13 protein-coding genes are annotated in these 19,987 nt (G+C 66.3%); 4 read left to right on the top strand and 9 right to left on the bottom strand.

The features are described 5' to 3' along the window. Positions 1-37: 37 nt before the first annotated feature. The 3 genes from AB5Y72_RS03130 to AB5Y72_RS03120 all read left to right on the top strand — a co-directional run bounded on the left by AB5Y72_RS03130 (position 38) and on the right by AB5Y72_RS03120 (position 5,178). A complete protein-coding gene (locus tag AB5Y72_RS03130) occupies positions 38-1,567 on the top strand; it encodes an efflux RND transporter periplasmic adaptor subunit (RefSeq protein ID WP_325783420.1) in 1,530 nt (509 codons plus the stop codon). 73 nt (positions 1,568-1,640) lie between these two features. Then, positions 1,641-4,769: an efflux RND transporter permease subunit gene (locus tag AB5Y72_RS03125; RefSeq protein WP_325783419.1), complete on the top strand. Its 3,129-nt coding sequence runs from the start codon at positions 1,641-1,643 to the stop codon at positions 4,767-4,769. A gap of 46 nt (positions 4,770-4,815) precedes the next feature. Continuing rightward, on the top strand, positions 4,816-5,178 hold the full coding sequence (locus AB5Y72_RS03120) for a copper-binding protein (RefSeq protein WP_219144384.1): 363 nt from the start codon (positions 4,816-4,818) through the stop codon (positions 5,176-5,178). A 73-nt stretch (positions 5,179-5,251) separates the two neighbouring features. Here AB5Y72_RS03120 and AB5Y72_RS03115 read toward each other — a convergent pair whose 3' ends face one another. Together AB5Y72_RS03115 and AB5Y72_RS03110 are read right to left on the bottom strand one after the other, a co-directional pair. Further along, entirely contained in the window at positions 5,252-6,946 is a 1,695-nt protein-coding gene (locus tag AB5Y72_RS03115; protein ID WP_325783418.1) for a pyridoxal-dependent decarboxylase, read from the bottom strand. 180 nt (positions 6,947-7,126) lie between these two features. Further along, positions 7,127-8,140 carry a lipoate--protein ligase A gene (locus AB5Y72_RS03110; RefSeq protein WP_368198587.1) on the bottom strand — a complete coding sequence of 338 codons (1,014 nt, stop codon included), beginning with the start codon at positions 8,138-8,140 and terminating at the stop codon, positions 7,127-7,129. A 416-nt stretch (positions 8,141-8,556) separates the two neighbouring features. Between AB5Y72_RS03110 and AB5Y72_RS03105 the strand changes: the two genes are divergently transcribed. Next, complete coding sequence (locus AB5Y72_RS03105) at positions 8,557-11,001, top strand: diguanylate cyclase (protein ID WP_368198586.1); 2,445 nt, start codon at positions 8,557-8,559, stop codon at positions 10,999-11,001. Here the strand turns inward: AB5Y72_RS03105 and AB5Y72_RS03100 are convergent. From AB5Y72_RS03100 to AB5Y72_RS03070, 7 genes are all read right to left on the bottom strand, one after another. Then, a complete protein-coding gene (locus AB5Y72_RS03100) occupies positions 10,998-12,197 on the bottom strand; it encodes an ABC transporter permease (protein ID WP_209794574.1) in 1,200 nt (399 codons plus the stop codon). The genes AB5Y72_RS03105 and AB5Y72_RS03100 overlap by 4 nt on opposite strands. Further along, complete coding sequence (locus tag AB5Y72_RS03095; protein WP_325783415.1) at positions 12,197-13,411, bottom strand: ABC transporter permease; 1,215 nt, start codon at positions 13,409-13,411, stop codon at positions 12,197-12,199. Before AB5Y72_RS03095 ends, AB5Y72_RS03100 begins: the two co-directional genes overlap by 1 nt. Continuing rightward, positions 13,412-14,101, bottom strand: coding sequence for an ABC transporter ATP-binding protein (locus AB5Y72_RS03090; RefSeq protein WP_325783414.1), 690 nt, complete (start codon positions 14,099-14,101; stop codon positions 13,412-13,414). After that, on the bottom strand, positions 14,094-15,233 hold the full coding sequence (locus AB5Y72_RS03085; RefSeq protein ID WP_325783413.1) for an efflux RND transporter periplasmic adaptor subunit: 1,140 nt from the start codon (positions 15,231-15,233) through the stop codon (positions 14,094-14,096). Before AB5Y72_RS03085 ends, AB5Y72_RS03090 begins: the two co-directional genes overlap by 8 nt. Positions 15,234-15,315: 82 nt before the next feature. Then, positions 15,316-18,465: an efflux RND transporter permease subunit gene (locus tag AB5Y72_RS03080; RefSeq protein ID WP_325783412.1), complete on the bottom strand. Its 3,150-nt coding sequence runs from the start codon at positions 18,463-18,465 to the stop codon at positions 15,316-15,318. Continuing rightward, positions 18,458-19,498 carry an efflux RND transporter periplasmic adaptor subunit gene (locus tag AB5Y72_RS03075; protein ID WP_325783435.1) on the bottom strand — a complete coding sequence of 347 codons (1,041 nt, stop codon included), beginning with the start codon at positions 19,496-19,498 and terminating at the stop codon, positions 18,458-18,460. The genes AB5Y72_RS03080 and AB5Y72_RS03075 overlap by 8 nt, the downstream gene beginning before the upstream one ends. Before the next feature lie 41 nt (positions 19,499-19,539). Then, a complete protein-coding gene (locus tag AB5Y72_RS03070; RefSeq protein ID WP_325783411.1) occupies positions 19,540-19,986 on the bottom strand; it encodes a YeeE/YedE family protein in 447 nt (148 codons plus the stop codon). Position 19,987 lies beyond the last annotated feature (1 nt).

The raw sequence follows: 19,987 nt of genomic DNA, 5'->3' as shown, positions 1-19,987 counted from the left end.
GCACGCTCTGCCTGCAGACTCGCGCCGGAGGCCAGTCATGAACAAGACGCTGATCCTGTCTGCCCTGCTGCTCGCCCTCGGGGCCGGCGGCGGCTACTGGGCCGCCAAACAGACCACGGATGGCGCCAGCGCCGAGAAGCAGCCCCTCTACTGGGTCAACCCCATGGATCCCCGCGACAAGCGCGACGGCCCCGCCAAGGACAACATGGGGATGGACTTCATTCCCGTCTATGAGGAAAAACAGGAAGGGTCGCCCGGCACCGTCACCATCAGCCCCGAGATCCAGCAGAACCTGGGGGTGCGGCTTGCCAAGGTGGAGAAATTGCCTATCCACCAGCAGGTCGAGACGGTGGGCTACGTCGGTTATGACGAGGACAGGCTGGAGGCGGTCAACGCCCGCATGGCGGGCTGGATCCGCACCCTCGCCATCAAGAGCGAGGGGCAGCAAGTGAGCAAAGGCAGCCTGATTTACGAGCTCTACGCTCCGGATCTGGTCAACGCCCAGCACGAATACCTGCTGGCCCTCAACACCACCAACCCGCTGCTGCTGCGCGCCGCCGAGGGCAAGCTGAAATCCCTGCAGGTGCCGGCGGATCAGATAGCGGCCCTCAAGCGCAGCCGTCAGGTGCAGGAGACGGTGCGCATCTATGCCCCGAGCAGCGGCTATGTCTCCGAGCTGAAGGTGCGCGAGGGCCAGTATGTGGAGCCCGCCGCGGCCCTGTTCAACATCAGCACCCTCAAGCAGGTGTGGGTGAGTGCCGAGGTGTTCGAGCGTCAGGCCGCCCAGCTGAAGGTGGGCGATCCGGTCACCATGACCCTGGACTACGCCCCGGGCCGCCAGTGGCAGGGTCGGGTCGATTACCTCTACCCGACCCTGGATGCCGCTACCCGCACCCTCAAGGTACGGCTGCGCTTCGCCAACCCGGACGAGTTTCTGAAACCCAATATGTTCGCCAAGGTGACGATTCAGACAGGCAAGGGCGAGCCCCGACTGGTAGTGCCGAGCGAAGCGGTGATCCGCACCGGCAGCCAAGACAGGCTGGTGCTGGCGCTGGGGGATGGCAGCTTCAAGTCGGTGGCCGTCACCCTGGGCCCCCAGTTTGGCGACAAGGTGGCCATCAAGGCGGGGGTCGAAGCGGGGGACAGCATCGTCAGCTCGGCCCAGTTCCTGCTCGACTCGGAGTCGGCCATCGACTCGGACTTCCAGCGCATGACGGCGGTGCGCCCCGCCCAGATCTGGACCCAGGGGGAGGTGCAAGGCATCGACCTGGCCGGGCGTACCCTGATGGTCGCCCACCAGCCCATCCCCGAGTGGCAGTGGCCCGCCATGGAGATGGAGTTCACCGTGGCCGAGGGGGTCGACATGAGCAAGCTGACCGAGGGACAGACCCTGCACCTGCAGGTGATGCAGGAGGGGGATGAATATCGCATCACCACCATCCATCAGGAACAAGCGCCAGTAACCGGCGACGCCACCAAGCCAGCAACGGATGAGATGGAGCAAATGGAAGGCATGGACCATGGCCAGCATCAGATGGCGATGCCCGAGATGGAGAAGAAGTCATGATCCCTGCCATCATTCGCTGCCTGACAGGCAACCGCTCTCCGCTCTCTGCACCCAATGAGCAAGGAGCCCAACCATGATCCCCTCGATTATTCGCTGGTCCGTGGGCAACCGCTTCCTGGTGCTGCTATTGACCCTCATGCTCACCGCCTGGGGGCTCTGGTCGGTCAAACAGACCCCGGTGGACGCCCTGCCGGATCTCTCCGACGTCCAGGTGATCATCAAGACCTCCTACCCCGGCCAGGCGCCGCAGGTGGTGGAGGATCAGGTGACCTACCCGCTCACCACCGCCATGCTGGCGGTGCCGGGCGCCACCACGGTGCGCGGCTACTCCTTCTTCGGCGACTCCTTCGTCTACGTGCTGTTTGACGACGACACAGACCTCTACTGGGCCCGCGCCCGGGTGCTGGAGTACCTGAGCCAGGTAGCGCCCAACCTGCCCGCCTCCGCCCGCCCCCAGCTCGGCCCGGACGCCACCGGGGTGGGCTGGGTCTATCAGTACGCGCTGGTGGACAGAACCGGCAAGCATGACCTCAGCGAGCTCACCTCCCTGCAAAACTGGCTGCTCAAGTTCGAGTTGCAAACGGTGGACGGCGTCTCCGAGGTCGCCACCGTGGGCGGCATGGTGCGCCAGTATCAGGTGCGGGTCGACCCGGACAAGCTGCGCGCCTACGGCATCCCGCTCTCCCTCATCGAGACCGCCATCAAGCAGGGCAACCAGGAGACCGGCGCCTCCGTCATCGAGATGGCGGAAGCGGAATATATGGTGCGTTCGAATGGCTATCTGAAGAGCGTGGAGGATCTGAAGCAGATCCCGCTCGGCACCAATGTGCGCGGCGCCCCCCTGCTGCTGGGGGATGTGGCGGATGTCGTCACCGGTCCCCAGAGCCGGCGCGGCCTGGCCGAGCTCAACGGCGAGGGGGAAGTGGTGGGCGGCATCATCGTCATGCGCTACGGCGAGAATGCCCAGCACACCATAGACGGGGTCAAGGCGCGGCTGGCGGAGCTCAAATCCAGCCTGCCGGAGGGGGTGGAGATCGTCACCGTCTACGATCGCTCCGACCTTATCCAGCGCGCCATCGACAACCTCTCCGGCAAGCTGGTGGAGGAGTTCGCGGTGGTGGTGCTGGTCTGCCTTGCCTTCCTGTTCCACCTGCGCTCATCCCTGGTGGTGGTCATCTCCTTGCCCATCGCCATCCTGACCGCCTTTATCGTCATGCACCTGCAGGGGATCAACGCCAACATCATGTCCCTCGGCGGCATCGCCATCGCCATCGGCGCCATGGTGGATGGTGCCATCGTGATGATCGAGAACGTCCACAAACACATGGAACGGGAGGCGCTCACCGACAAGAACCGCTGGCGCATCATCACCGAGGCGAGCATAGAGGTGGGGCCCGCCATCTTCTTCTCCCTGCTGATCATCACCATCAGCTTCCTGCCGGTGTTCGCGCTGGAGGCGCAGGAAGGGCGGATGTTCCACCCCCTCGCCTACACCAAGACCTATGCCATGGCGGCGGCGGCCGGGCTCGCCATCACGCTGGTGCCGGTGATCATGGGCTACTTCATCCGCGGCAAGGTACTGGCCGAGCAGGCCAACCCGCTGAACCGCTGGCTAAGCCAAGGCTATGTGCCACTGCTCAAGGCCGTGCTGGCCCGTCCGAAAACCACCCTGGCCATCGCCGCCCTGGTGACGGTGGCGGGCTTCTGGCCTCTCAAGTACCTGGGCTCTGAGTTCATACCGCCGCTCGATGAGGGGGACATCATGTATATGCCCACCACAGCAGCAAATATCTCGGTGGGCAAGGCGCGAGAGATTTTACAGCAGACCGACAAGCTCATTCGCACCGTGCCCGAGGTGCAGAACGTGTTCGGCAAGGCAGGCCGCGCCGAATCGGCCACCGACCCAGCCGATCTGGTGATGATGGAGACCAGCATCCAGCTCAAGCCCCGCGATCAGTGGCGCCCCGGCATGACCCCGGAAAAGCTGAAAGAAGAGCTCGACTCCCTCATCCGCTTCCCCGGTCTCACCAACGCCTGGGTGCCCCCCATCAAGACCCGCATCGACATGCTGGCCACCGGCATCAAGACCCCGGTCGGCATCAAGATAGCGGGGCCGGATCTCAAGGTGATCCAGCAGCTCGGCCAGCAGCTGGAGCAGATCGTCGGCAAGGTGGAGGGCGCGTCATCTGTCTACGCCGAGCGGGTGGCGGGTGGCCGCTATGTGAAGGTGGACATCGACCGGCTCAAGGCGGCCCGCTACGGCCTCAATATCGCCGACGTGCAGGCGGTGCTCGCCACCGCGGTGGGCGGCATGGAGGTGGGCCAGACCATAGAGGGGCGCGAACGCTATCCCATCAACCTGCGCTACCCCCAGAGCTACCGCGATTCGGTGGCCAGCCTCGAGCTGCTGCCCCTGGTGACCCCCAAGGGGGAACGCATCGCCCTGGCGGACGTGGCGCGGGTCTACATCAGCGACGAGGCGCCCATGCTGCGCAGTGAAAACGCGCGCCTCAACGGCTGGGTCTACGTGGACATTCGCGGCCGCGACATCGGCTCCTTTGTGGCAGAGGCCAAGTCCGAGGTGGGTAGGCAGCTGGTGCTGCCGGCGGGCTACGCCCTCACCTGGTCCGGTCAATACGAATACATGGAGCGGGCCAAGGCACGCCTCGCCTACGTGGTGCCGCTCACCATCGCCATTATCGTGCTGCTGCTCTATCTGGCGTTTCGCCGCTTCCAGGAGGTGCTGCTCATTCTCACCACCTTGCCGCTGGCGGTGGTGGGCGGGATCTGGACCCTCTGGCTGCTGGACTTCAACCTGTCAGTCGCCGTAGGGGTAGGTTTTATCGCCCTGGCGGGGGTGGCGGTGGAGACCGGCGTCCTGATGCTGGTCTACCTCAACCACGCCTGGGATGACCTCGTGGCCGGCGGCAAGCCGGACAAGGCGGGCCTGCACCGGGCGGTGATCCACGGCGCCGCCCTGCGCCTGCGCCCCAAGATGATGACGGTAGTGACCATCATCGCCGGCCTCTTGCCCATCATGTGGAGCCACGGCACCGGCTCCGAGGTGATGCAGCGCATCGCCGCCCCGATGATCGGCGGCATGGTGAGCGCCCTGGTGCTGACCCTGCTGGTGCTGCCCGCCGCCTACTACCTGTGGCGCAGCCGGCACCTTGGAAAGCCCGTGCCCGAACAGGCCGAATAATCCGCTTCAAACAACTCTTTTTTGCATAGATGACGAGGAAAACATGATGAACTACAAGACGCTGACGCTGACCCTGCTGCTCGGCCTCGCCACCCACACCGGCCTGCAGGCCGAGGAGATGATGCACCACGAAGGGCACGACATGAGCCAGATGGGACAAATGGACGGCATGAACGAGATGGGCGAAATGACGATGACCAAGGGGGTCATCAGCCGCATCGACGCCCCCAACGGCAAGGTCGGCATCAAGCACGAAGCCATCGAGAACCTCAAGATGCCCCCCATGAACATGGTGTTCCTGCTGTCGGATCCCGCCCTGCTGGAGGGGCTGAAGGTGGGGGACGCGGTGCGCTTCCACGCCGAAAACCCGGGTGGCAAGTTGACGGTGACGGCCATCCAGAAACAGTGATGGCGAGACCACACACAATGAAAACGGCGGGCACTGGGCCCGCCGTTGTTTTATCTGTGATGTTCAGCCGGAGTCAGCCACGAATATGCGCGATAAAGGCGTCGATCTGCTCACGGCCGCAGGCGGGGTTCATGAAGACCGCCTTCTCCCCGGCGATATAGGAGTACTTGCCACGCTCGTCGTAGTCCGAGTGCGCCACCGCCTCCACCCAGTTGGTGTAGAGCCCCACCTTGCCGCGTCCCTTGAACAGGCTGCGGTGGTACTCGGTGTTGCGTGCCAGCCGCGCCTTGTAGGCCGCATCCGGGCTACGGGCCAGCTCGAAGGCGAACTCGGCTTCCGGGTCCTGCACCCACTCGGGGTTGTAGATCTTGAAGCCGACACTGGGCCCCTGATTCTCCTGGGCCACCAGCTTGACGTTGCCGAGCTGGCTTAACCGGAAGCGGAAGTAGTTGGCGTTTTGCAGGCAGTGGGCAAGCACGGTGCGATACCCCTCCACCCCCAGGTAGTTGAGGGCCGCATAGGCACCGAACAGGCCGCTCGCCCCCCGGGAGCACTCGATGGTGGATTGCAGGTGGGTCTGACCCTGGATGTCCCGCTCGAAGTAGGAGAAGTTCTCCGGGTCATTCTCCATCGCCTTGAGATCGCTCTGCTCTTTTATCATCACCAGGCTGGAGGTGTAGGGCACATAACCCCACTTCTGGAAGTCGACGGTGAAGGAGTCGGCGTATCTGAGCTCGGCAAAGCGCGCCACGTTGCGCTCGATGCCGGCCAGGGTCGCGGCGTTGATGGCCAGGGGGTTGGCGGCAAAGTCGTAACCCAGGAAGAAGATCATCGACCAGCCGATGGCGGCGTCCACGTGGATGTGGGGTTTGACCGCCACCTCGAACCGCTCGCACAGCCTGTCCCGCAGCTCGACCACGGGCTTGACCCTGTCCACCCCGAAGGTATCCGTGGTGCCCATGGTCAGCATGATGGTGGGGACCACGTGCTTCAGGGCGAAGCAGGCGGTCAGGGTGCGCTCGAGATCCGCCAGATCGATGTCGTTGTTCTCCCCCACCTGGATGCGGATGGTCTTGTTCTCGATATCCACCCCGAGCAGGGAGAGGTTGGTGATGTTGGAGTAGTGACCGCCCTGGGAGTTGATGATGCGGTAGTCCTGATAGTGGCCGAGCCCCTTGTGCTTGGCCTCGGGCAGGCTCTTGCGAATGCCGAGCAGGTAGCCGTAGAGGTTACAGAAGGTCCCCCCCTGGGTGAAGATGCCGGTGGCGCGGGCCGGATCGTAACCCGCCAGCAGGGCAATCTGGCGCACCACCTTCTTCTCGAGCTCCTCGGCCACCCCGGCATACTCGGAGTAGACCAGGTTGGGGTTCGCGAGAATGCCCATCTGGGCGCCGTAGATGGCAGGATCCGCCGACATGGTGATGACGTTCTCGACGCTGGAGGGGTTCTCCCAGTCTTTGGACAGCGCGCCGGCGAACAGCAGCTCCGTCATGGGCTCCCCCGGAGTGCGCATCTGCGCGGGCACCGGCATGGTCTCGCAGAGATCCGCGAGGCGGGCACGACCATCGGGCCAGGCATTGAGGCGCGCATCCGGGGCCAGGCCGCGGGCGCGAAACTCGTTGAGGGTGGCGAAACCGGGCTCGCGAAACACCGGCCAGAGCTCGGGGTTGCGGGAGAAGAAGTGGGCCTTGACGGTGGCGAAGCGGGCGGCGAATGCGGGGGAGACGGCGTTGACGCCGTCGTCTTTCAGGTAAACCAGATCACTCATTTTTATACCCTGGGTACGGCAAAGGTGCGGTTCTTATACCCTCATGACGAAAGCATCAACAGAGACAATATCTAATGCGCCGCCCTACTTTTTGTCATGACTGAGCCCTGACGGGGGCTGGGAATGCCTCCCCCGAGGCGCCCCCCTCGCCGTCTTGTGACCCCGATCACGCCGGTTCGGTCAGCGCACGGCGGCCAGCAACCAGTGGCAGAAAGGTTCCAGCTCGGCATGTTCCGGGAAATCGGCCCGCCACCCTTGCAACAGGTCGTCGATGGCCTCGGGGCGATAGGCAACCCCGGGCAGGCGCTCGGCCAGCGCATCGAGCGGCGCCGGATCCAGGCTGTCGCTGAAGATCTGCGCCCGGCCTATCACCCCCTTCTCCACGTCGAAGTGCAGCTCCACCCCGCCCCAGGGGAAGCGCTCCTCCAGCAGGTGGCTGAAAGCGGGCGCCTGACCGAAGTTCCACTCCCAGCTGCGCTGGCGGGCGAAGGTCTCGGCAAAGCCCGGCAAGTCGGGCATCCGCTCGGGGGAGATATGCTCGGGGGCAACCCGGGTGCCATGGTGGGCGAAGAAGGCCTCGCACAGGGCCTGCACCACCCGCTCATGGCTGATCCCCGGCAGCAGCTCGCAGAGGTTGGCGACCCGGCTGCGCACCGAGCTGATCCCCTTGGCCGCCAGCTTCTTGGGGTCGGGATTGAGGTAGTGGGCGAGCCGGCCGAGATCCGCGTCCAGCAGCAGGGTGCCGTGGTGGAAGCCGCGATCCCGGGTCTCCCGATAGGCCGAGCCAGACACCTTGCGATCCCCGTCCGGGGTCGCCACCAGCAGATCGTTACGCCCGGAGGCGAACGCCTCCACCCCGAGCCGCTTGAGCGCCTCCAGCACCATGGCGGTGGAGACGCTCTTGTCATACTCCGGCTTGCCCGCCATGAAGGTGAAGCAGCTGTTGCCAAGGTCGTGGAACACGGCGCCACCCCCGCTGCTGCGCCGGGCGAGCGTCACCCCGTCCTCTTCCATGCGCCGGGTGTTGCACTCCTTCCAGGGGTTCTGGGCCCGGCCGATCACCACCGTATTGGCGTTGCGCCACAGAAACAGCACCCGCTGGGCGGGGTCCATCTGGCGGAAGATGCACTCCTCCACCGCCAAGTTGAACAGGGGGTCGTGGGAATCGGAAAGCAGCAGGCGCAAGGAGGACATGGCGGGACCTTGTTAGGAAACAGAGAACAGGAAACGGGTGACTACCATACCACCTGGGGGAGGATCGGCGCACCCCCGTGGCCGAGGCGGGCCGCCAGCGCGGGAAAAAGCCTCCACCGTTGGTGCAGCGAGGCGGGTTGACACGCAACCACCAAAAACATGCGTTATATCAATAGCAGACTGCAAGAGTAGCGGCCCAGACGCGCCCCGCATGGCCACCTTTTCTTCCCATCAGGGCGTTTCTTTCGCCCAGACGAGGCGCCAAAATGAGCCGTGCCGCCATCAGGCGTGATGAACGACACAAAAATGACTTTTATTCCCCCCTATATCCTTTCTCGACGGGCCTTGATCCCCTTGCGAACGGACAGAAATTGTTTGACTCTAGCCAGGAGAGCACCTCCCGAGAGAACCGCGGTATGACGGAGTCCGATGCATCCTGCCAGCGTGCGCGCTGGCTTCTGCCCCTCTGGGTGGTGATTTCCACCCTGACCACGCTTCCCCTCAGGGCAGACGAGCACCTCATAGTGCAACTGCCGTGGCAGCACCAGTTCCAGTTCGCCGGTTACTATGCCGCCCTTGCCAAGGGGTTCTATCGGGATGCGGGCTTGCGGGTCACCCTGCGCGAGGCCGGCCCCCGCACCGACGTCATCAACGAGGTGACCACGGGCAGGGCCCAGTTCGGCATCCGGGGCAGCGATCTGCTGCTGGCCCGGGCCGCAGGGCGCCCCGTGGTGGTACTCGCCGCCATGCTGCAGCACTCCCCCCTGGTGCTCATCACCCTAGACAGGCCGGACATCCGCACCCCGGCGGATCTGGCCGGCAAGCGCCTGATGCTGGAGCCCGGCGCCAACGAGCTGCTCACCTATCTGCATCACCACACCCGGGACAAGACGTGGGAGACCCTGCCCTATGCGCAGGGGGTGCAGGCGCTGATCACGGGCCAGGCGGATGTCATCAGCGCCTACAGCTCCACCGAGCCCTTCGCGCTGGCGCGAGGGGGCATTCGCCACCGGGTGTTCACCCCCAGGGAGATCGGCTTCGACTTCTACGGCGAAAACCTCTTTACCTCGGAGCACGAGATCGTCACCAATCAGGAGAGGGTCGACGCCTTCCTGCAGGCGAGTCTCAGGGGGTGGCGCTATGCCATGGACCACCCCGAGGAGATGATCGACCTCATCCTGACGCAGTACCCCGGCAGGGCCGATCGCGCGCAGCTGGCCTTCGAGGCCCGCGAGACCCGGGCGCTGATGCAGCCCGATATCATAGAGCCCGGCTACATGCAGCCGGAACGCTGGGAGCAGATCGCCAGGACCTACCGGGATGCCGGCATGCTCAAGGCCGTCCCCAACCTGGCCCCCTTCATCTACAACACGGCCCAGGCCCGCCTGCTCCAGCAGCGCCAGCTGTTCGACCGAAGCGTCACTGTGGCCATCCTGGTCACCCTCAGCCTGCTGGTGCTGCTTGGCATCTTCCTGTACCTCTATCTGCGCCTGCGCCAGGAGGCGCTCGACCGACAGCGGCTCACCCAGGAACTGGTCCAGCGCGAACAGCACTACCGCTTCGTGGCGGAAAACAGCGGCGACGTCATCTGGACCATGGACACCGCCAGCCTGCGTCTTCGCTACATCAGCCCCGCCATCTCGTCCCTGAGCGGCTATGAACCCGCCGAACTGCTCAATCTCTCCCTTCGCCGGTTGCTGCCCGATGACTCCTGGGGCCGGTTGCGCGACGAGATCGCCGCCTCCCTGGCCGCCTGGCAGCGGGGGGAGCATGACCAGACCCGGTGCGTCATCCACTCCCAGCTGCGCCACAAGGACGGGCATCTGGTGGCCATCGAGACGGTCACCACCCTGCACGGCAACACCCGGGCCTGGCCGGACGCCATCCTGGGGGTGACCCGGGATGTCACCGAGCGCTCGGCACGGGAGGAGATGATGCGCCGCCTCGCCTTCTACGACCCCCTCACCCAGCTGCCCAACCGCCGCCTGCTGCAGCAGCGGCTCAAGGAGACCATGGCGCAGGCTCCCGAGCGGCCGCTGGCCCTCATCTTCATCGATCTCGACCACTTCAAGCCCATCAACGACACCTTCGGCCACGAGACCGGGGATCAGCTGCTCAAACAGGTGGCGGAGCGCATGCGCCACTGCGTGCGGGAGGAGGACCTGGTGGCGCGCCTGGGCGGCGACGAGTTCGTGATCCTGCTGCCCGATACGGACGCCGCGGCCCTCGCGGTAGCCGACAAGCTGCACCAGAGCCTGCACCACCCCTTCTCGATCGAGCAGCAGGCGCTGTGCATCTCCGGCAGCATAGGGGTGGCCCTCTATCCGGAGCACGGCACCGACCCCAAGACCCTGATGCACCACGCCGATCAGGCCATGTACCAGGCCAAGCACCACGGCCGGGGCCGGGTCTGCCTGTTCGCCGCCGGGCTGGCACCGGACACCCTGCAATGGCAACCCGCCCACGAGTGCGGTCACCCCCGCATCGACGCCGAGCATCGCCAGCTCTTCAGGCTGACCAACCGGCTGCTGGAGCGTCTGAACGAGCCAGACGGGCGACCGGATCGACTGCTGGAGGAGATGGAGCGGGTCTTCGAGATGGCCCGCCAGCACTTCGCCGCCGAGGAGCAGGTACTGGCGGAGCATGACTTTGCCGAGCTGGAGGCCCACCGCCAGGATCACCGGCGACTGCTGAGCATGGCCGACCAGCTGATGGCCGCCGCCAGGGCGGGCACCCTGGGCCACGACGAACTGCTCAACTTCATCATCCATGAGCTGGTGGTCGGCCATATGAGCCAGGCCGACCGGTGCTACTTCGCGCTGTTCGAGGCGGGCGACGTCCGCCAGCAGGCGCTCGGCTAGTCGCCGCGCAGGGCGACCACGGGGTCCAGGCGCACCGCCCGCAGCGCCGGGGCGACCCCGGCCAGCAGACCGACCAGGGCGCTGCACCCCAGCGCCAGCAACAGATAGAGGGGATGAAGGCTGAGCGGCAGCCCCGCCGCCAGCAGGGCGAGCAGCAGCTTGAGCCCCCCGAGCAGGACCAGCCCCATGGTCCCCCCCAGCAGCGCCAGCACCACGGCCTCCAGCAGAAACAGCAGCAGGATGCGCCGCCGTGGGCAACCCAGCGCCATCAGCAGGCCCACCTCGGGGATCCGCTCCTGCTGGGCGATGCTCATGATGCTGAAGATGCCGACCGCCCCGATCAGCAGCGAGATGATGCCGAGCCCGCCGACCGCCAGCTTGACGATGGAGAGTATCTTGTCGAGGCTCGCCAGCATGTCCTGCTGGGAGGTGAGGGTAAAGTCCTCGGCGCCGTGGCGGGCCGTCAGCACCCGCCGGATCTGGGCCGAGATCTCGGCCTCCGCCCGCCCGGCGCCATAGATGACGTCGATCTCCTGCAGCCCCTCCCTGTTGAACAGCGCCTGGGCGTGGGCGGCGGGCAGATAGATCATGTCGTCCAGATCGAAGCCGAGAAACTGCCCCTTGGGAGCCAGCACCCCGGCCACCCGGAAGCGGCGATCCCCGGCCCGCAGCAGACTGCCCGGCGCATCCCCGCCGGGGAAGAGCTCCGCCGCCACCTTGGCGCCCAGCACCGCATAGGCGCGGGGCATGGCGCTGTCGTCCGCGGGCAGAAAACGCCCCTGCACCAGGGTGAGCCGCCAGCCAGAGAGCGCCGCCGGGCCTGTGCCCAGGATGGCGGTGCTGCGGGTCAGCCCCCGGCTGCGCACCTCCCCCTGCCCCTGCACCACAGGGAGCGCGGCCTCAACCCCCGGCAATCTGGCGAGGGCGTCGGCATCCTCCAGCAGCAGGGGGCGGCTGCTGGAGAGGATGCCGGGCGGGCCGCCGGCGGTCTCTGTCTTGCCCGGGGTCACCGCGATCAAGCGGGTACCGAACTGGGAGAAGCTGTCGAGCAGATAGAGCCTGAGCCCCTCGCCGATGCCGGTGAGCAGGGTCACCGAGGCGATCCCGATGGCGATGCCGAGCGCCGACAGCAGGCTGCGGCTGCGCCCGGCCAGCAGGGCGCGCCAGAGCCAGAACAGCAGATCGGCGAGGCGCATCAGCCACCGCCCCATTGCCCGCTGCGCAGGCTGCTGACCGGATCTTGTCTTGCCGCCCGGGACGCCGGCAGCCAGCTGAAGAAGAGCCCGGTCAAGAGGGCCGCCGGCAGGGTGCAGAGCGTCGCCTGCCAGGGCACCGCCGCCGGGAAGGTCGGCCAGATCAGGCCGGCGAGGGCGACCAGGGCATAGCCCAGCAGGGTGCCGATGAGGGCGCCTCCACCGCTCAGCAGCAGCGCCTCCCACAAGAACAGCCGGCGGATCTGGCGGCTGTCGGCCCCCAGCGCCTTGAGCAGGCCTATCTCCCCGGTCCGCTGGCGGGTGCTGATCAGCGCCAGATTCATCATCATGATGCCCGAGACCAGCAGGCTGATGGCGCCGATGCCGGCGACCGCCAGGGTGAGGGTGGCCAGAATGGTGGAGAAGGTGGCCAGCATGGCGTCGCGCCTGACCACAGTCACATCGAGCACTCCGTGACGCCCCTGCATCAGCTGCTCCAGCCGCGTTACCAGCGGGGGCACCGCCTGCCCGTCCAGCGGCTGGATCAGCAGGCGAAACAGCCCCTCGGTATTGAACAGCCTCATGGCGCTGCCGACCGGGATCAGCGCCGCCTCGGCCATGTCCATCCCCAGATTGCTGCTCTGGCTGGTGAAGATCCCCACCACCCGGAAGCGACGATTGTCAAAACGCAGCCACTGGCCGAGGGGATCGGTCCGGCCGAACAGCTCCCTGGCCGCCACGGCCCCGAGCAGGACCACAGGCCTGTCCTCTGTGGCCTCCCCCGGCAACCAGCGGCCGGCGAGCAGCACCAGCCCGTGGGTATGCCGCAGCCCGTTGCTGCTGCCGAGCAGCATGGTCTGGCGCACCCGGGCCCCCTGCTTGGCCTCGGCAAAGCCCATCACCAGCGGCACCAGCCGCACCTTGGGCTGGTGCTGGCCAAGGTAGTGCATGTCATCCAGGGTGATCTCCCGCAGGCTGTTGCCGGTGACCGGCGGCAGCCCGCCTGTGGTCTCCTTGCGGCCCGGGAACATCACCAGCAGATCCTTGCCAAGGGAGCTGAACTGGTCGGCCACATAGCGTCTTGCGCCCTCCCCCAGCGCGGTGAGCAGCAGCACCGAGGTGACGCTCAGACTCACCGCCAGGATCAGCACCAGCGCCCGTGTGCGCTGACGCAATAACGCCACGGCGGCGAAGCGGATGGCATCGGGGCGCCGCATTCAGTTACCACCGCTGTCGCTGCCGATGCGGCCATCGTTCATCAGGATCCGCCTGCCCGCCCGCTCGCCGAGGCGCGGGTCGTGGGTCACCACCACCAGGGTGATGCCCTGCTCCCGGTTGAGCCCCTCAAGCAGGGTGATCACCTCTTCCCCGGAGCGGGAGTCCAGGTTGCCGGTGGGCTCGTCCGCCAGGATGAGGCGCGGCGCCATGGCCATGGCCCGGGCGATGGCCACCCGCTGGCGCTGGCCGCCGGAGAGCTCGGCGGGCCTGTGGTCGGCCCGGTTGCCCAGCCCCAGGCTCGCCAGCAGTTGCTGGCTTCGGCGATGGCGTTCGGTGGGGGCAACGCCGCACAGCATCAGCGGCAGCTCGACGTTCTCGCGGGCGGTGAGGCGGGAGACCAGGTGAAACGACTGGAACACGAAGCCGATACGATGGCCGCGCAGCCGGGCCAGCGCGGGTTCAGACAGGGTGGCGGTGTCCTCCCCCCCCAGCCAGTAGCGCCCCTCGTCTGGCCTGTCCAGCAGCCCCAGCACATTGAGCAGGGTCGACTTGCCGGACCCCGAGGGGCCCATCACCGCCAGATACTCCCCCTCGGCGACCCGCAGGGAAACGCGATCGAGGGCGGCCACCTCGCTCCCCCCCAGGGTGAAGCGACGGCTGACGGCCTCGAGGCGAATGAGATCACTCATCCGCCGGCTCCGTGGCGGCGGTGAAGGGCCCCTCCCCGGCTATCTGACCGGGCTGGGCCGCCAGCCGGTCACCGGCGGCGAGCCCCTCTGTGACCTCAACCCAGTTCCAGTTCTCCACGCCCCAGCGAGGCCGGACCCGCACCAGCCTATCCCCCTCCAGCCGCAGCACGCTGCCATCGTCGGCCCGGCTGCTGGCCGCCACCCGCAGCACATCGGTGGCGCGAGTCACCTCGACCTCAAGGTCGGCGCTGTAGCCGATGAGCAGAGGCACGTCGCCGGGCGGGGCGGTGAGCGCCGCCTCCACCTCCACGGTGCGGGCCTGCTTCTCCAGCTCCTTCACATAGGGGGCGATGCGGATGACGGTGGCGGCGAGATCGCGCCCTGGCATGGCGTCGAGCAGTACCCGGGCGCGCTGGCCCACCCTGAGGCGGGCGGCATCCACCTCGTCGATGGGAGCGGAGACATAGAGGCAGCGATCGTCGATGAGATCGATGACCGGGGGCATGGCCACCCCGGGGGGGGAGGGCGTCATGTATTCGCCGAGCTTGCTGTTGACCTCGGCCACCACGCCGGCAAAGGGGGCCAGCAGGCGCCGCTCGGCCAGGCGGGCCTCCACCTGGGCGACCAGCGCCTCGTCGACCCGCTCCTGCTGGCGGGACGCCCGGCAGATGTAGCGGCGGGTATCGGCCAGGTTCTGGGCCTGCTCGGCCAGGGTGCGGGAGGTGAGGTTCTTGGCGAGCAGGGTGGCGAGGCGGCTGGCCTCCCGCTCGTAGTAGGTGGCCTCGCTGCAACGCTCCTCGCGCTGAGTCTTGCCGAGGGCCTGCTGGGCGCGGGCACGGGCGAGATCGGCGCGAATGTCCTCGCTCCAGAGGGTCAGCAGCAGGTCTCCCTGCGCCACCCTGTCCCCGGCCTTGACGGCGATCCGCTCCACCACGCCGCCAGCTGGCAGGCTGAGCCCGGCCCGCTGGCACGACTTGATGGTGCCGGCCCGGGTGTTGACCACGGTGACGCGCACCTCGCCGCGATCCACGCTCACCAGCGGGACGGGCGTCGCCACCGGGCGCAGCCACCATGCCAGGACGGCCACCGCCACCCCGGCGCCCGCCGTCCACCACAGCCAGCCTCTCTTCATCGCGCCTCCTTTCGCCATCGGCTCCCGTCACGTGCGTCGGGAGAGCAGGACATCATTTCGCCTTAGCTAGTGACTCCCGTCATCAGCGTCGGGAGAGCAGGGCATAATAGAGCAAGGGTATCACCACCAGGGTGAGCAAGGTGGAGACCAGGATCCCGAAAATCAGGCTGATGGCCAGCCCGTTGAAGATGGGATCATCGAGGATGAACAGGGCTCCGATCATCGCCGCCAGCGCCGTCAGCATGATGGGTTTGGCCCGTACCTGCGCCGCTTCGATCACCGCCTGCTCAAACGGCATGCCAGCGCCTCTCTGCTGCTCGATAAAGTCCACCAGCAGGATGCTGTTGCGTACGATGATCCCGGCCAGGGCTATCATCCCTATCATCGAGGTGGCGGTAAACTGGGCCCCCAGCAGGGCGTGGCCCGGCATCACCCCGATGAGGGTGAGCGGAATGGGAGCCATGATGATGAGCGGCACCAGATAGGAGCGGAACTGGGCCACCACCAGCAGGTAGATGAGGATCATCCCCACCCCGTAGGCGATGCCCATATCGCGGAAGGTCTCGTAGGTTACCTTCCACTCCCCGTCCCACAACAGCGCCACCTCCCCCAGCTTGTCAGGCTGCTGCACGTAATATTGGGGCAGGTCGATATCGGCACCGGCGGCAAACATGCCGTAGAGCGGGCTGTCGGTGTGGCCGCCCATGTCGGCCACCACCATCACCATGGGCTGCATGTTCTTGTGCATGATATAGCTGGGTGCCACCTCATCACGGCGACTCACCAGCTCTGATACCCGGATGAGCTGCCCGCTCGGGCTGCGCACCTTGAGGGCCAGTACGCCCGCCAGCTCCCGTTTGTCACCGGGAGCCAGTTCGATGCGGATCGGCACCGGATACTTGGCGCCGTGCCCCTGCAGCCAGCTGGCATCCTGATAACCCACCCCGCCATGGAGGGTGCTCACCAGATCCCCGAGATCGACCCCGAGCAAAGCCGCCTTGCTGCGATCCACCACCAGCCGCCACTTGGACTGGGGGTCGGTCAGATAGATATCCACGTCCACCAGATCCGCCGTGGCCACGAAGCGGGCCTGTACGGCGCGCGCCGCCGCTTCACGGGCGGCCGGTGTCGGGCCATACACTTCCGCGACTATGGGGGACCAGACCGGCGGGCCGGGCGGCACCTCCACTACCTTGAGGTTGCCCCCTGCCGCACTGGCGATAGCCTGCAAGGGGGCCCGCACCGACTGGGCAATCTGGTGGCTGCTGCGATCCCGTTCATGCTTGTCCACCAGATTGACCTGAATATCCCCCAGGTTGGCGCCGCTGCGGATAAAGTAGTGGCGCACCAGGCCATTGAAGTTGATGGGGGCCGCGGTGCCGGCATAGATCTGGTAATCCTTCACCTCGGACACCTTGGCAAGCTCCCGCCCGACCGCCAGCAGGGTGCGCTCGGTCTGCTCCAGGGTCGCCCCCTCCGGCATGTCGAGCACCAGCTGGAATTCCGACTTGTTGTCAAAGGGGAGCATCTTGAGTACCACCCACTGCACCATGGGCATGGCGGCGGCACCCGCCACCAGCAGCAGGATGGCCAGCCAGAGCTTGCGTCTGGCGCGCTTGGCGCCGTCACCGATCAGGAAAGGGGTCATCAGCCGCTGGAAGAGTCCGGCCCTGGCCTCACCGTGGACGACATGTGCCTCGCTCTTGAGCAAATGGCCAGCCAGCCAGGGGGAGAAGATAAAGGCCACCAGCAGGGAGATAAGCATCCCCATGCTGGCATTGATGGGGATGGGGCTCATGTAGGGGCCCATCAGGCCACTGACAAAGGCCATCGGCAGCAGGGCCGCGATCACGGTCAGGGTCGCCAGTATGGTCGGCCCGCCCACCTCGTCCACCGCCCCCGGAATAAGATCCTTGAGCGCCCCCTTGCCCAAACCGCGATGACGGTGGATGTTCTCCACCACGACTATGGCGTCATCCACCAGAATGCCGATGGAGAAGATCAACGCAAACAGCGACACCCGGTTGAGGGTAAAACCCCAGGCCCAGCTCGCAAACAGGGTCAGTGCCAGGGTGATGACGATAGCCACCCCCACCACCAGCGCCTCGCGCCAGCCCATGCTCACCAGCACCAGCAGCACTACCGCCGTGGTGGCAAAAATCAACTTACCGATCAGCGTGTTGGATTTGGTCTCGGCGGTGACGCCGTAGTCCCGGGTCACCGTCACCTCGACCCCAGCCGGGATAAGCCGGTTCTGCAAACTCTCGACCCGCGCCTCTACCCGTTTGGCCACATCGACCGCGTTCTGGCCCGGCTGCTTGCCGATGGCCAGCGTCACCGCCGGATAGCTGTGATCCCCCTGCCCCATCCAGCTGCGCTGCACCGGGGTCTCCTCCCCGAGCGACACACTAGCCACATCACCGAGGTAAATCGGCTTGCCGCCCTGCAGCCCCACCACCAGCTCGCGGGCCTGCTGCTCGCTTTGCAGGAACTGCCCCACCTGCACCTTGATCTCACTGTTGTTCTGCCAGGTGGCCTGTGTCGGGCCCACCCGATTGGCGGCAGCCAGTCGCTGACTCAGCTCGCCCCAGCTGATGCCGTGGGCGCTGAGTGCCGCCGGATCCGGCATCACCCGCAGTACCGCGCTCTGGCTGCCCAGACTGTAAATATCGCGAGTACCGGGAATACGCTTGAGCTCGGTCTCCAGCTCATGGGCGACCCGGGTCAGCTCGGGGGCGCCCAGTTGCTTGCTCCAGAGCGTCAGACTGACGATGGGCACGTCGTCGATCCCCCGGGGTTTGACCAGTGGCTGGCCGATTCCAATCCCCTCTGGCAACCAGTCGCGGTGGGAATCGAGCTGGTTGTTGAGATCGACGATGGCCTGTTCGCGGCTCACCCCCACCTTGAACACCACCACCAGCAGGGCGCCATCGGGTTGGGAGAAGGAGTAGAGGGTATCAATTCCCTTTATCTGGGAGACCACCTGCTCGGCCGGGGTGGTAACGAGGGACTCTACCTCCGTCGGGCTGGCACCCGGGAAGGGGATGTAGACATCGGCGAAGGTGACATCGATCTGCGGCTCCTCCTCCTTGGGGGTCACCAGTACCGCAAACAAGCCGAGCAGCAGCCCCACCAGCGCCAGCAGCGGGGTGATGGCCGAGCCCTGAAACAGCGCAGCCAGTCGGCCCGCTGGCCCCAGCCTCCCCTTGTTGCCGTTCAGCTCGCTACTCATGAGCCACCGCCTGCTGCTGCGCCCAGGCATCGGGGGCCAGCTTGTCACCGGCTTGCAGCCCGGCCAGGATCTCGCACTGCCCCTCGACGCAGTGGCCAACCCGCACCGGCGTCAGGGCCCAGCCAGCGGGCTGCTGCAGATAGACGCCGTTGAACTCCCCTTGCCGCAGCAGGGCGCGATCCGGCACCTGCAACACCTGACGCTCACCCTGTTTGAGCTGCACCTTGAGCCACATGCCGGGCAATACCCCGGCGGTGTGCGGCGGCAGGTCGAGGCGCAGCCTGAAGGCGTGGCTCTGGCTGTCGGCATAGTTGAAGCGGGTCAGTTTGAGGGGGGTAACGGTGTTGCCATCCGGCAGCAGCACCTGCACATCCGCAGGCTCACGAGCCAGCGTCAGGGTGGATTGGGGCAACTCCACCTCCACCCGCAATTCGTCAAGGGAGAAGCCGGAGAGCAGCGGGGTACCGGGGGCCACCGTCTCCCCCAGCTCCACCAACCGCTTGGTCACCACCCCGGCGTAGGGGGCGAGAATGCGGGTATAACCGTAGGCCTCGCGGGCCTGGGTGAGGGCAGCGTCGGCCGCATTCACCTCCGCGCGGGCGGCGCTATCGGTCGCCTGGGCATTGTCGAGCTGGGCACGGGTGATCACCCCTTTGGCGATCAGCGCCTGAAAACGGGCAAGCTGGCGCTCGGCCTCCACCTGCTGGGCCTGTGCCCGGGCCAGTCGCGCCTCGGCTCCCGTGACGGCGGCAAACTGCTCCTTGCCGCTGATCTCCAGCAGCGGTTGCCCGGCGACGACCTCATCGTTCACATCCACCAGCATACGGGAGACCCGGCCGCTGGTCTGGGCCGCCACCGTCCCCTGATGGATGGCAGTGACTGTGCCATCGAGTGTCAGCCAGTCGGTCACCGGCTGTGGCGCCACAGTCAGCGGGGCCACCGGATCCCCTTCTGCGGCCAGGGCTTGGGTGGATGTCATGGCCTGCGATGTCATCACCAGCAAGGTGATCCCCAGCAACCGGATGTTTTCCATCATCACTCTCCTTCCCTGGCGTCATCAGTCACTTCACGGGATCAGGCGGTATGGGGCTGGTGAGCCTTGCTCCGTGCGGGAACCAGCACCCGGTCGACCAGCAAGATCCCGGCCACCATGGCTGCTATAAACAACATTATCATGGGCTGCCCGCTAGAAATGAGACTCAAGGCTGGCCCCGGGCAGATGCCCACCAGCCCCCAGCCGATGCCAAACAGCACAGCCCCGCCGATCAGGCGGCGATCCAGCCTGGGGGCCGGTACGACGGCGATGGGCTCCCCCAGCAGGCTCTGACTGCGCGGTTTCACCAGCAGAAAATAACCCGGCATAAAGACCAGCAGGGCGCCCCCCATGACGAAGGCGAGGCTGGGATCCCAGGCCCCTGCCAGATCGAGAAAACCGGTGACCCGTGCGGGATCCACCATGCCGGAGATGGCCATCCCCAGGCCAAACAGCAGACCTGCGAGCAAACTTGTCAGCAATGCCATG

The sequence above is a fragment of the Aeromonas sp. R7-4 genome (assembly GCF_040908055.1).
Classification (GTDB): Bacteria; Pseudomonadota; Gammaproteobacteria; order Enterobacterales; family Aeromonadaceae; genus Aeromonas; species Aeromonas sanarellii.
Note: the sequence above shows the minus strand (reverse complement) of the source record. Positions and strands in the feature narration are given on the sequence as shown.